The organism is Eubacteriales bacterium (assembly GCA_041390245.1).
GTDB lineage: Bacteria > Bacillota > Clostridia > Christensenellales > JAWKQI01 > JAWKQI01.
Map to the genome: position 1 here is coordinate 30,981 of JAWKQI010000002.1, position 13,874 is coordinate 44,854.

The window sequence follows — 13,874 nt, forward strand, 5'->3', positions numbered from 1 at the left end:
TAAATTTAGTACTAATGAGGGACATGCCATGAAACAAAAGATAATTTTTAGAACTTTACTAACACTCTATATCCTCGTATTTATTTTTATAGCTGTTATCGTGCTTTCTTGTGCTACAAATCTTATTAATAGGATACATCCGGAGTATTGGGTCAAACTTATATACGAAAATACGGCAGTGAGGATAATTGCTGCCATAATATGTATGCTCATATTAATACTAAGTTTTAGTCTGATGTTTGCACGCACTACATCCAAACGCTTAAAAACAAAGACTTTGAGAAAAACAGAGTCTAGCGTAGTTGAAGTTGCTATTATTGCAATAGAACAGATGGCCCAAAGGTATATGACCGATGTTAACGGTGTTAAATCATCTAAAATACACATTATATCGAAAGAAGAGGGCGTTATTATAAACGCCAAACTTACTGTTGAACCGCATATAAGCATACCAGAGTTAACGTCTCAGCTTGAAGAAGGCCTTAAAAATGAAATAGAAACGTATACCGGTATTTCGGTTACACAGGTGCAGATTGTAATTACTGTAGAACCCTTGTCACAGATGTAGTATTACGGAGGTAGACATGAGCGGCTTTGATGAGTTTTATAAAAAAAATAAAGGCCTAATTATAGGCGCAGCTATCGGGCTTTTTATTGGGTTATTGATTATAACCATAAACTTCTGGCGCACGCTTTTGTTGTTTATTTGCGTTTTTATCGGGGCTGTTATAGGCAGGAATGAAAATATTAAAAACAGTATTATAAACTTTTTTGATAAAATACTTCCATTCAAATAAGAGGTAATAAATTGGGAAGAAAAGCAGCAAGAGAAATACTAATGAAGGTATTCTATGTATACGAAGTAACCGGTGAATTTTCATTCGATATACCAGATATCATACAAGACGAAACAAAATCCAACTCATATGAAGATCAAAAAGACTATATAGAAAATGCCATGAGCATTTTTATTGAGAAAAAAGATGAAATAGATAAGCTAATCAGTGACAATACCATAGACTGGAGCATAGACAGGCTTTCAAAGGTAGACCTATCTATTATTCGTTTAGCAGTCTGTGAGATGTTTTATTTAAATGTACCTGTTAAAGTCGCTATAAATGAGGCTGTTTTACTTGCTAAAAAATATTCTTCAGAAAATGCTCATACCTTTATAAACGGGGTACTCGGCGGCTGTGCGAAGGCACTGATTGATGAAAATGAAGTTCTTGGGAATTGACACAAGCTGCTATACCACTTCAGCGGCGATTGTAGATGAAAATGAAAATGTTTTAAAAAACGTTAAAGTTATTTTAACAGTTAAAGATGGCGAACGCGGAATCAGGCAATCTGATGCCGTGTTTTTGCATATTAAAAATATGCCTGGCGTTTTTTTTAGTATCGGCGCTCTAAACGATTTACATGCCGTCTCATCAAGTGAGGCTCCAAGGCCAGTTGAAGGCTCTTATATGCCTGTCTTTAAGGTGTCTGAAAGCTATGCGAAGGTAATAGCCGGTTTAAATGGAATAAAGTACTATCCCTCAACACACCAGCACGGTCATCTTTATTCTGCTATGATAGGGAACGGAGTGTTAAACGGCGAATATCTTTGCTGCCATATCTCCGGAGGGACGACAGAAGTATTTAAAGCCGGCATTTTAAACGGTATAGTAAACGAAATAGTGCATATTGGCGGAACTAAAGACATAACCTGCGGCCAGTTGATAGATAGGGCAGGTGTTTTACTTAAGCTGCCTTTCCCGTGCGGCGGCCATATGGAAAAGCTTTTGCCAAAAGGAAATATGCCAGCAAGTGTAAAGCCTTTGCCCATTACAGTTGATGGTGTTGCTGCCAATCTGTCTGGTGCAGAGACATATGTTATTAATTATATTAAGCAAGGGATCAAAAAAGATATACTTTCAAAGCTGGTGTTTGACTGTTGCGCGAAAACTATTTGCAGGCTAATATCAAATGCATCGATTGAAACAGGCATAGCTGATGTTATATTATTTGGCGGAGTATGCTCAAGCGATTATATAAAAGATACAATAAAAAAAGATTTAGACCAAACAAATATCAATACGATATTTGCTAATAAAGAGTATAGCGCAGACAATGCTGCCGGCCTTGCTTTAATGGCAAAAAGGCTATACTTTAAAGAAAAACAATAGACAACAATTATTTTTACTGGGAGAAACTAATGGCTAAACTTTTATTCAGCGTTGCACAGATAAATGAATATATCTCAAAAAAACTGTATTCTGATCCGCTGCTTAAAAAAATCCAGGTTAAGGGCGAGATTGCCAATTTGTCTTTAAATGCAACTGGCACTGCCTATTTTTCTTTAAAAGATGAAAGCGGCGTTATTAACTGTATCACGTTTGATTTTTTAGAAAAGACGCAAGGAATAACGGTGAAAGACGGGCAAAGCGTTATAGTAACGGCAAACATAAACTATTTTAAGCAAACAGGGCGACTGCAGCTAAACGTTATCGATATAGAATTAAGCGGCATCGGAGAACTGTATCAAAGGTTTGAAGCATTAAAAGAAAGCCTCTTTAAAAAAGGCATTTTCGACCCGGATATAAAAAAACCTCTGCCGCTTTTCCCGCAGAAAATCGGAGTAGTTACTTCTCCTACAGGTGCGGTAATGCATGATATTTCAAACATAATCAAGAGAAGATGCCCATGTATAGATATAATAGTTTATCCCTCACGAGTGCAGGGCGAAGGTGCAAAAGATGAAATCGCGGCTGGAATCAAATACTTAAACACTCTTGATGACATAGACTTAATTATTGTAGCTCGCGGCGGCGGGTCTTTTGAAGATTTATTTGCTTTTAACGAAGAAGTAGTGGCAATGGCTATATTTGAGTCTAACATACCCGTAATTTCCGCAGTTGGCCACGAAACGGACTATTCTATAGCAGACATGGCAGCGGATTTACGTGCTCCTACGCCATCCGTCGCTGCAGAACTTGGCGTACCGGATATTTTAGAGATCAAAAACCGGTTAAATTCTTTTAAAGAATGGATTGCCTCTTATGTATATAATAAAATCAACGGCTGTGAAAGGGATTTGATGTTTTATAAACAGAACATGAAAGAGGTTTCACCTTCGTATAAGATTAAGAGTATGGAAGATGCACTCTTAAGGCACAAGGAAGCGCTTTTTAAGAACTTTCAGTTAAGACTTTTAACTTTACAGAATACCATATACATAAAAAAGGAATTGTTAAAAGAGCTAAACCCTCTAAACGTATTAAAACGCGGTTTTATGGTGATGAGGGGAAGCACCGGGCAATATATCTTATCTGTAAATGATATAAAAATAGGGGAAAAAGTTAATATAATAGCTTACGACGGGAATATATCCGCACAGATTTTAGAGAAAAAGGAGAAAAAAGATGAAGACTTTTAGCGAAAAGCTTAAAAAAATTGAGGAAATACTGGAAAAGCTTAACGAAAACGGCATTGAGATCGAAGAATCCCTGGAGCTTTATGAACAAGGTATGAAGCTGATTTCAGAGTGTGAAAAGCAGCTTGAAACTTCAAAAGGCAAGCTTAAGATTCTTGATTTAAATAACTCAAAGGCACAGTATGTAACCGGAAGCGAGGATTTAGGCGTTGGAAAATGATCTTTTAAAAGTCTCTTCATTGATAGACGAACGCTTAAACATACTTTTAAACGAATGCGGTTTTCTGCCAAAACTTAGAGATGCGATGAAATATAGCGTGCTCTCAGGCGGAAAAAGGCTCCGCCCTGCGCTTAACGTTTGGGCAAACGAGCTTTTAGACGGGGACTTATATGAAACGCTTGATATAGCATGTGCCATTGAGATGATACATACGTATTCGCTTATACATGATGATCTTCCCGCAATGGATAACGATACTTTAAGGCGCGGGCAGCCGACCAGCCATATGGTTTACGGGGAAGGCCAGGCTATACTCGTTGGGGATGCGCTGCTAAACTATGCATTTGAAGTTATGCTTGCAAATTCAAATAAATATCTGCATAATTTGCAAAACCATATTTTGGCAATACGAGCTATCGCTTCAGCATCCGGCCCAAACGGAATGATCGCGGGGCAATGGCAGGATATAGGGCTCGAAGGGCAAAAATTAACTGAGGAAGAACTTATTTTAATTCATAAAAATAAAACCGCAGCTATTATAATAGCATCTCTTGAATCGGGTTTACTAATTTGTTCACCTAATAAAAAGCAATTAAACGCTATTAGATGTTACGGTGCAAATATTGGCCTTGCATTCCAGATAATAGACGATATCTTAGATGTTACCGGCAGTGAAAATGACACGGGTAAAACTGCGAAAAAAGATAAAGAGGCAGGTAAATTTACATACGTAGATCTTTACGGTATAGAAAAATCGCAAAAAATCGCGAGACAATTAACAGACAATTCAATTAATGATATATCCATTTTTGGCAGTAAAGCCGCCAAGTTTATCGGCCTTGCCGAATACTTAAGTGAAAGAAATCATTAATCTGGCAAGGTTAAAACAGCTTGACAATGCTACCCACTAACTTTACAATTAAAATAGGGTAAATTTTTTACTTACCCTATACTAACTGTACATATAAAAAATTATAAGGAAATGAAGAAAAAAGTTTAATCAGGGAGGTGTATATAGTAGATGCAATTGTTGGTACTGGTTCCAGTGGCTATCGGTACAGCTATAATCGGTATATTAGCAGGTTATTTTTACAGAAAAAATATAGCCGAAGCTAAAATCGCAAAAGCTGAAGAATCGGTGACACGGATGATTGCTGACGCACAGAAGAGGGCAGAAGCGATCAAAAAGGAAACAGTCCTTGAAGCTAAAGAAGAAGTACTAAGATTAAGAAATGAATTTGACAGAGAGACAAAAGAACGTAGAAATGAATTGCAACGCTCAGAAAAAAGGCTGATTCAGCGTGAAGAGCTTTTAGATAGAAAGCTAGACAGCATTGAATCTAAAGAAGACCAAATCGCCAAAAAACAAAAAGATGTATCACGTCTAAAAGAAGATATAGAAAAATTACATCAACAGGAAATAGAACAGTTAGAAAAGATTTCCGACATCAGCCGCGATGAGGCAAAAGATATTTTGATGGATAAGGTTGAACAGGAAGCCAGACGTGACATTGCTGTTTTCGTTAGAGATATTGAAGTAAAAGCAAAAGAAGATGCAGAAAAAAAAGCAAAATACATAATATCGCTAGCAATCCAAAAATGCGCTGCAGATCATGTGTCTGAAAATACAGTTTCAGTTGTTTCACTACCAAACGATGAAATGAAAGGCAGAATTATAGGGCGCGAAGGTAGAAATATTAGAACTTTAGAAACGGCAACGGGAATTGATTTGATAATAGATGATACTCCTGAAGCAGTTATACTTTCTGGTTTTGATCCGGTAAGGCGCGAAGTCGCAAGAATAGCTCTTGAAAGATTGATATTAGACGGGAGAATTCACCCGGCTCGTATTGAAGAAATGGTAAATAAGGCGCAAAAAGAGGTAGATGCCCAAATTAAAGAAGCAGGCGAACAAGCTGCATTCGATACCGGCATACACTCGTTGCACCCTGAACTCATAAAGATTTTAGGGCGGCTTAAATACCGCACAAGCTATGGGCAAAACGTATTAAAGCATTCGCTTGAAGTTGCAAATCTAGCTGCAATAATGGCGGCTGAACTCGGCGCAGATGTCAAATTGGCAAAGCGCGGAGGATTACTGCATGATATAGGTAAAGCTGTAGACCATGAAGTAGAAGGGCCGCATATTCAAATAGGAGCTGACTTAGCTAAAAAATATCATGAGTCTAGTGAGATAATTCATATTATCCAAGCTCATCATGGTGATATTGAGGCTAAGACTGTTGAAGCAGTATTAGTTCAGGCGGCAGATGCAATATCTGCAGCCCGCCCGGGAGCCAGAAGAGAGTCACTTGAAAATTACATAAAACGTTTGGAAAAACTTGAAGAAATAGCAAATTCATTTAATGGAGTTGAACGGTCATTCGCAATACAGGCCGGCAGGGAAATAAGAATTATGGTCAAGCCGGAAGATGTGGATGATGCAGGAATGTACTTAATGGCAAAGGACATAGTTAAAAAAATAGAAACTGAACTTGATTACCCGGGTCAGATAAAAGTAAATGTGATACGGGAAACAAGGACGACAGATTTTGCAAAATAAAAAAGAGGTCTAAACGGCCTCTTTTTTATTAAATAAATGTACAAATTATCCAAATTAAAGTATAATCTATTTAGATAAAGCACTTATAACACCGGGAGTAAAGTTTAATGAAAGAAGTTTATGAAAATCCACTTATTACAAGATATTCATCACGCGAAATGGCTGAAAATTTTTCAGACGATAAAAAATTTAAAACTTGGCGGCGTCTTTGGATAGCACTTGCCGAAGGCGAGGCTCAGTTAGGACTGCCTATAACTCAAGAGCAAATAGATGAGCTTATAAAATATAAAGACGACATCAACTATGAAGATGCTCAAAAGCGTGAAAAGGAAGTAAGGCATGATGTAATGTCACACGTCTACGCCTATGGCCTGCAGTGCAAAAAGGCAAAGCCTATAATACATTTAGGTGCAACCAGCTGCTATGTCGGTGACAATGCGGATATCATAATAATGAGGGATGCGCTTTTAATAATACAAAAAAAACTCGTAAACGTTATATATAACCTTTCAAAATTTGCAAAAGAATATAAAGACACACCGGCCCTCGGCTTTACGCATTACCAGCCGGCGCAGTTAACTACCGTAGGCAAGCGTGCGTGCCTTTGGATACAGGATTTGATTATGGATCTGGAGGAAATAAACCACGTAATAGGCAAATTGCGTTTAAGAGGTGTAAAAGGGACGACCGGAACGCAGGCAAGCTTTTTAACACTGTTTGATAACGACCATGAAAAAGTTAAAAAATTAGAGCAGATAGTCTGTGAAAAAATGGGATTTAAATCCTTTTATGCAGTGACCGGGCAGACGTATCCGCGAAAAGTGGATTCTCTCGTTTTAAATGCACTTGCTTTATCAGCTTCAAGCGCATACAAATTTAGCAATGATTTAAGGTTGCTTCAGAATCTAAAGGAAATGGAAGAGCCGTTTGAAAAAAATCAAATAGGTTCATCTGCTATGGCATACAAAAGAAACCCAATGCGTTCAGAGCGCATGGCAGCTCTGGCAAGGTTTTTATTGTTCCTGCCGCAAAACGCGCTTGTAACTGCCAGCACCCAGTGGTTTGAAAGAACTTTGGACGATTCGGCAAATAAACGGTTGACAGTGCCGCAGGCATTTTTATGTTTGGATGCAATCTTAAATATATATTTAAATATATCGGAAGGTATGGTAGTATACAAAAAGACAATAAATAAGCACATAATGGAAGAATTGCCTTTTATGGCCACAGAAACTATACTCATGGAAGCTGTTAAAAAAGGTGGGGACAGGCAGGAGCTGCACGAAAAGATACGGTCCTATTCTATGGAAGCAAGCCATAGGATAAAAGCTGAAGGAAAAGGAAATAATTTAATTGAGAATATAGCAGCAGACAGTTCATTTGGTTTTACTAAAAAAGCCCTGGACAGTATTTTAGATCCTGTAAACTTTATCGGCAGAAGCAGTGAACAGGTAGATGACTTTATTTCAACTGACGTTGCACCTATATTAGCTGAATACAAAAATTCTCTTGGTATAAAAGGAGTACTTAATGTATAAGTATGATATTGCGCGTATATGTTTCTTTTAAGGAGTTTATATAATTGCAAAGATCTAGCGGAGTGTTGCTTCACATAACTTCACTGCCCGGCCGTTTTGGGATAGGTACTTTAGGCAAAGAGGCTTATGATTTTATCGATCTTTTAAAGGCAGGAGGGCAAAGCCATTGGCAGGTTTTACCGTTAAATCCAACGGGGTTTGCCAATTCACCTTATCAGGGAGTCAGTGCTTTTGCAGGCAACCCATATTTAATCAGCCTTGAATCATTAGTTGAAATAGGTCTTTTAAAAAAAGAGGATCTGCCCAAAGTTAAATTTAAGTCAAATAATAAAGTAGATTATGAATTTCAGTCTAATGTAAAGGGAAAGATTTTAAAAAAAGCTTATGAAAATTTTAAATTAAAAGATACAGCTTTTTTAGGTTTTAAAGAAAAAGAAGCTTTTTGGCTTGAAGACTATGCGCTTTTTATGGCGGTAAAGGAGTATTTTTCGCTCAACCCTTTTTGGAAATGGGAAAAAGATATCGCAAACAAAGAAAAATCTGCTTCAAGTAAATATTTAAAAAAACTTTCAGATGAAGTGGAATTCTATAAATTTGAGCAGTATATATTTTTTATACAGTGGAGAGATGTTAAAAACTATGCAAACAAAAACGGTATTAAGATAATAGGCGACCTGCCGTTTTACGTAGCAAGAGACAGTGTAGACTATTGGGCAAACAGGGAGTTGTTTGATAAGAGCGGCCGCATGTCCGGATGCCCTCCTGATACATTTTGTAAAAACGGCCAGCTTTGGGAAAATCCGATTTACGATTTTGATACAATGGCACTTGACGGCTTTAAATGGTGGGTTATGCGGTTTACCAAAGCCAAATCTATGTACGATTTAATCCGTATAGACCATTTCCGCGGTTTTGAAGCGTTTTATGCAGTTGAAAGCAACATGAAAGATGCAGTGAAAGGGAAATGGATAAAAGGCCCGTCTTATACGCTGTTTGACAAAATAATGAACCAAGTAGGCAAGTTGCCTGTTATAGCCGAAGACCTCGGTAATATAACAAAAGAAGTTCATGAATTGCTTGGCCATTATGGCTACCCTGGAACTAAGGTATTGCAGTTTGCATTCGATAAAAGCAAAAATAGTATGTACTTGCCATACAACTATAAGAATAACTGCGTTGTATATACCGGCACCCACGACAATAATACTGCTATTGGATGGTTCGTTTCCCTAGATGATTTTGATAAAAAATTTTTTATAGAATATACAGGGGATTGCGAGGTGAACGACGTATCGAAAGTATTAATAAGATTAGCCTATTCTTCAGTGGCAGATCTGGCAATAATACCCGTGCAAGATATTTTAAAACTACCTGGAGATGCAAGAATGAATACACCAGGAACTATTAAAGGGAACTGGGAATTTAAACTTGAAAAAGGCCAGTTTTCAAAAAAACACGCAGACGAACTGCTTTTATTAGCAGAAACTTATGGAAGAATAATAAAGAATTAAGAATTTTAAATAAAAATAATTTATTGAGGAAAAATAAATGGAGTTTAGACAGGTTAGTAATAATAAAGACATCAAAATTACTTTTGATTTTAACAATGTAATTGCTGAAAACATAGGAGAACATGGAATAAAACTAAATGAAATAAAAGAAAACCAGGAATTGTTACAAAAGACCCATTCAGAGTTATGTGCCGAACGCGACGATATGGCCTGGAGGGCGCTGCCTTTTAATCAGGGTGAAGTCGTTGCCGACATCAATAAAACTGCCAAGATGATCAACGAGAAATTCGATAACTTTGTCGTCTTTGGCATTGGAGGATCCGCATTAGGTTCAAGGGCACTGTTTACAGCACTTAAAAGCTACAAATACAATGCTCTTAGCAAGCCGCTTAGAAACGGAGCTAAATTTTACGTAGAAGATAATGTAGACCCGGATAAAATAAATGCTCTGCTTAATGTTATAGATGTCAAAAAAACTGTATTTAACGTAATAACCAAATCTGGGAATACAGCGGAAACGATGTCGCAATTCATAATTATTATTGGGCTTTTAATTGAAAAGCTGGGGAATGATTATAAAGATAACATTATATTGACTACAAGTGCAAAAAGCGGAACGCTTAGAAAAATAGCTAACGATAATGGGTTTAAGACGTTTGAGATCCCTGAAAAACTGGGCGGGCGTTTTTCTGTATTAAGCCCGGTAGGACTGCTGGCAGCTGCAGTGCTTAATATAGACATATCGAAGATACTGGCCGGTGCAGGGGATATGGACGCTTTATGTAGTAACGAAAAACTTGAAGACAACCCAGCATATATGTATGCGTTTACGCACTATATGTGCATGAAAAAAGGTGTTAATGTTACTGTTATGCTGCCGTATACAGATGCTTTGCTGAATACAGCCGAATGGTATGCACAGCTTTGGGCAGAATCTTTAAGTAAAAAATACGATAAATTCGGAAATACCGTACACGTCGGGCAGACGCCGGTCCGAGCTCTTGGCGTTACAGATCAGCACTCGCAGCTACAGCTTTATACCGAAGGGCCGTTTGACAAAATAATAACATTTATCAAAGTAAAAAACTTCAAGACCGAGTTAGTTATCCCGGATGTTCCTATAAAGCTTTACGACGCCGAGTATTTAAAGGGGAAAACGTTAAATACTCTTATAGATTTAGAATTGGATTCTGCAGAATATGCAGTATGCAAATCCGGGAAGATGAATCTTAAAATAGTGTTAGACTCTTTAAATGAGTACTCAATAGGTGCGCTTTTATACTTTTTTGAAATGGCAACAGCAGCGGCAGGTAAAATGCTTAATATAAATGCGTTTGACCAACCTGGCGTAGAAGAAGGCAAAAAAGCGTTATATGCATTTTTGGGCAGGGAAGGGTATGAAGAGAAGGCAAAAGAGTTAGCGGGAAAGGACAAAGCCTTTAATAGCTTTATCTATAACCTTTAGAAATATAAGGCCTGATAATAAAAAATATACAAATGAGCAGTACCGGAGGGACAATATGCCTTGTTATGATCCTAGTAAATATATTAGTAAAGATGATATATATCTTTATAATACAGGAGAAGCGCAAAAGGCATATCTGACATTTGGATGTCACTATATTCCCGAAGCTGATGCTCATTTATTTTGCCTGTCTGCGCCAAATGCAAAAAAAGCAAGCGTCGTTGGAGATTTTAATGAATGGGATGATACTGTAAACCCAATGCAGGCACTAGAAGGGGGCATATTTGCATCTTTGATACCTGGGCTAAAGGACGGGAATAATTACAAATATTGTATAACGGGATGTGACGGTATAAATCGCTATAAGGCAGACCCTTTTGCTTTCCATGCAGAGCTTAGGCCCGGTACTGCATCAAAAGTCTGGAGTATAGAAAAATACGAATGGCATGACAGCGAATATATAAAAACCCATATGGAAGAAGATCCGTTTTCATCTCCCATGTCTATTTACGAACTGGACATCGGTAGTTTTAAGAAAAAAGAAGGATACGATTTCGTATCCATACGTGAGATCGCCCATGAGATAAGGGATTATGTAATTGAAATGGGATATACGCACATAGAACTGCTCCCAATAACAGAATATCCTTTCGATCCATCATGGGGGTATCAAGTCTGTGGATATTATGCAGTCACCTCAAGGTACGGAACTCCGCAAGATTATATGTACTTTATAGATGCTATGCATGAGGCTGGCATAAAAGTTATTATAGACTGGGTCCCGGCGCATTTTCCAAAAGACGACCATGGGCTTAACATGTTTGACGGGACGCAGCTTTTCGGCCACAGCCATCCTTTAAAATCCGAACACCCGGAATGGGGTACGCTTATATTCAATTACGGAAGAAAAGAAGTAGTTAGTTTTCTTGTATCAAGTGCAATGTTCTTTGCGGATATTTACCACGTTGACGGAATAAGGGTAGATGCGGTTACCTCTATGATATACTTAGATTACGGAAGAAAAGAAGGGGAATATATTAAAAATAAATACGGCGGCAACTTAGATCTAGACGCTATAGAGTTCTTAAAGAAGTTAAATTCCATCCTGCTCACTAATTTTAAGGGTTTAATAACTATTGCGGAGGAATCAACGGCATTTCCTATGGTTACAAAGCCGCCGTACGACGGAGGCCTTGGATTCTGCTTTAAATGGAATATGGGGTTTATGCACGACACGCTGGATTATATGCAGATGGATCATTTTTTCAGGCATGAAAACCACAGTAAAATGACTTTTTCTATGACTTATGCCTTTTCAGAAAACTACATCCTGGCATACTCCCACGATGAAGTGGTGCACGGCAAAAAATCCATGATCGACAAGATGTTTGGAGATTACCCGCAAAAATTTGCTTCGCTTAAAGCTCTTTATGGCTTTATGTTCGCACATCCCGGTAAAAAATTAATGTTTATGGGAAGTGAGTTCGGGCAGTTCATAGAATGGGATGAAAAAAAGCAGCTGGATTGGTTTTTATTAAACTATCCGTCTCACAAAGCACTGCAAAACTATGTAAAAGCGCTAAACCATGTTTATAAGGATTCTCCTGCATTATGGCAGATAGAAGACAGCTGGGAAGGATTTGAATGGTTAAGGGTAGATGACGACGATATAAGCGCCATATCTTTTATGCGCCTACCTAAAACTAAAGATGGCGATGCGATAATATGTGTATCTAACTTTACGCCGATCGTACGCCAAGACTACAGATTAAAAATCCCTTTTGACGGGCACTTGGAAAAGATATTAAACAGTGATGAAGAGCCCTTTGGCGGAAGCGGAGCAGAAGTGAACCCGCAAATGCTAAAAGATGAGGATGATAATGTCTCGTTAACGCTTCCGCCGTTATCAACGGTTTATTTAAAAGTTTTAAATGATAAAAATTAGAAGAAAGGCAAATCTCAAATGATAGTAAAGAAAAGATGTGTTGCAATGTTGCTTGCAGGCGGTCAAGGCAGCCGCCTGGGCGTGTTAACAAAACTAAGGGCAAAACCTGGCGTCCCATACGGCGGTAAATATAAGATAATAGATTTTACTCTCTCAAACTGTACCCATTCTGGCATCGATACCGTCGGAATACTTACGCAATACCAGCCATTTGAGCTTAATTCCTATATTGGCACAGGTGCGCCATGGGACTTAGACGTTATGACGGGAGGGGCCTTCGTGCTGCCGCCTTATATTTCTAATGAGAACAGCAAGTGGTATTCTGGCACTGCTAATGCCATATATCAAAACTTTTACTTTATAGAAAAATACGATCCGGAATATGTATTAGTACTATCCGGAGACCACATATATAAAATGGACTATAATAAAATGATCAAATTTCACTCTCAAAAAGAAGCGGATGTCACTATAGCCGTTATAAAAGTCCCAACGGAAGAAGCTAACAGGTTCGGCATAATGAATACAGACGAAGATATGAAAATATTAGAATTTGAAGAAAAACCGAAAAATCCTAAAAATGATATGGCATCCATGGGAGTTTATGTATTTAACTGGAATAAATTAAAAGAATACTTGATAGAGGATTCAAATAACAAGTCATCGTCCAATGATTTTGGTAAAAATGTCATACCTTCTTTTTTAGAAAAAGGCGAGAAGGCATACGCATATCCATTCGACGGATACTGGAAAGACGTCGGGACTGTCGAAAGCCTTTGGGAAGCAAATATGGAGCTTTTAAACGAAAACCCGAAGCTAGACTTATATGATACTTCATGGAGGATATTCAGCCGAAACCCAAACGAACCGCCGCAGTTCGTAGGCGAATGTGCCAACGTAAAAAATAGCATGGTCTCCGAAGGCTGCTTTATCTATGGCACGGTAGAAAACAGTATTCTGTTTTCCGGAGTAACGGTGGGCGAAGGCAGTGTTATAAAAGACAGTATAATTATGCAAAACTGTATTATTGATTCAAATGTTACTATTAAAAAATCAATTGTAGATGAAGATGTGATTATAGAAAAAGGCTGCAAAATAGGCGGTGATGAAGAAATCACTGTAATAGGTACACAGTCTTTAATCAAGGCTGACAATATTGTAAATACTGGAGATCGGATTAATCCGCTTTCAGTTTACTCTAGATAAATAACTTTGGG

13 protein-coding genes are annotated in these 13,874 nt (G+C 37.9%); all 13 read left to right on the plus strand.

Annotated elements, in window-relative coordinates:
* Window positions 1-28: 28 nt before the first annotated feature.
* Window positions 29-568 (plus strand): alkaline shock response membrane anchor protein AmaP, encoded by a 540-nt coding sequence (gene amaP / locus R2876_03215; GenBank protein MEZ4357627.1) that lies wholly within the window; start codon window positions 29-31, stop codon window positions 566-568.
* Between the two features lie 16 nt (window positions 569-584).
* Window positions 585-797, plus strand: a complete 213-nt coding sequence (locus R2876_03220; GenBank protein MEZ4357628.1) for a DUF2273 domain-containing protein — start codon at window positions 585-587, stop codon at window positions 795-797.
* A gap of 11 nt (window positions 798-808) precedes the next feature.
* Window positions 809-1,237 carry a transcription antitermination factor NusB gene (nusB, locus tag R2876_03225; protein ID MEZ4357629.1) on the plus strand — a complete coding sequence of 143 codons (429 nt, stop codon included), beginning with the start codon at window positions 809-811 and terminating at the stop codon, window positions 1,235-1,237.
* Window positions 1,218-2,168 carry an O-sialoglycoprotein endopeptidase gene (locus tag R2876_03230; GenBank protein MEZ4357630.1) on the plus strand — a complete coding sequence of 317 codons (951 nt, stop codon included), beginning with the start codon at window positions 1,218-1,220 and terminating at the stop codon, window positions 2,166-2,168. The genes nusB and R2876_03230 overlap by 20 nt, the downstream gene beginning before the upstream one ends.
* Window positions 2,169-2,197: 29 nt before the next feature.
* Window positions 2,198-3,418 (plus strand): exodeoxyribonuclease VII large subunit, encoded by a 1,221-nt coding sequence (gene xseA / locus R2876_03235; GenBank protein MEZ4357631.1) that lies wholly within the window; start codon window positions 2,198-2,200, stop codon window positions 3,416-3,418.
* A complete protein-coding gene (gene xseB, locus R2876_03240; GenBank protein ID MEZ4357632.1) occupies window positions 3,405-3,635 on the plus strand; it encodes an exodeoxyribonuclease VII small subunit in 231 nt (76 codons plus the stop codon). Before xseA ends, xseB begins: the two co-directional genes overlap by 14 nt.
* The gene (locus R2876_03245) at window positions 3,625-4,506 is read left to right on the plus strand and encodes a polyprenyl synthetase family protein (GenBank protein ID MEZ4357633.1); all 882 of its coding nucleotides are present in this window, start codon (window positions 3,625-3,627) and stop codon (window positions 4,504-4,506) included. The genes xseB and R2876_03245 overlap by 11 nt, the downstream gene beginning before the upstream one ends.
* 150 nt (window positions 4,507-4,656) lie before the next feature.
* The gene (gene rny, locus R2876_03250; protein ID MEZ4357634.1) at window positions 4,657-6,198 is read left to right on the plus strand and encodes a ribonuclease Y; all 1,542 of its coding nucleotides are present in this window, start codon (window positions 4,657-4,659) and stop codon (window positions 6,196-6,198) included.
* A 107-nt stretch (window positions 6,199-6,305) separates the two neighbouring features.
* Window positions 6,306-7,736: an adenylosuccinate lyase gene (gene purB / locus R2876_03255; protein MEZ4357635.1), complete on the plus strand. Its 1,431-nt coding sequence runs from the start codon at window positions 6,306-6,308 to the stop codon at window positions 7,734-7,736.
* Between the two features lie 44 nt (window positions 7,737-7,780).
* Window positions 7,781-9,247, plus strand: a complete 1,467-nt coding sequence (gene malQ / locus R2876_03260) for a 4-alpha-glucanotransferase (GenBank protein ID MEZ4357636.1) — start codon at window positions 7,781-7,783, stop codon at window positions 9,245-9,247.
* Window positions 9,248-9,284: 37 nt separating this feature from the next.
* Entirely contained in the window at window positions 9,285-10,712 is a 1,428-nt protein-coding gene (locus R2876_03265; GenBank protein MEZ4357637.1) for a glucose-6-phosphate isomerase, read from the plus strand.
* Between the two features lie 55 nt (window positions 10,713-10,767).
* Window positions 10,768-12,657 (plus strand): 1,4-alpha-glucan branching protein GlgB, encoded by a 1,890-nt coding sequence (gene glgB, locus R2876_03270; GenBank protein ID MEZ4357638.1) that lies wholly within the window; start codon window positions 10,768-10,770, stop codon window positions 12,655-12,657.
* A 21-nt stretch (window positions 12,658-12,678) separates the two neighbouring features.
* Entirely contained in the window at window positions 12,679-13,863 is a 1,185-nt protein-coding gene (locus R2876_03275) for a glucose-1-phosphate adenylyltransferase (GenBank protein ID MEZ4357639.1), read from the plus strand.
* The last annotated feature ends 11 nt before the right edge of the window (window positions 13,864-13,874 follow it).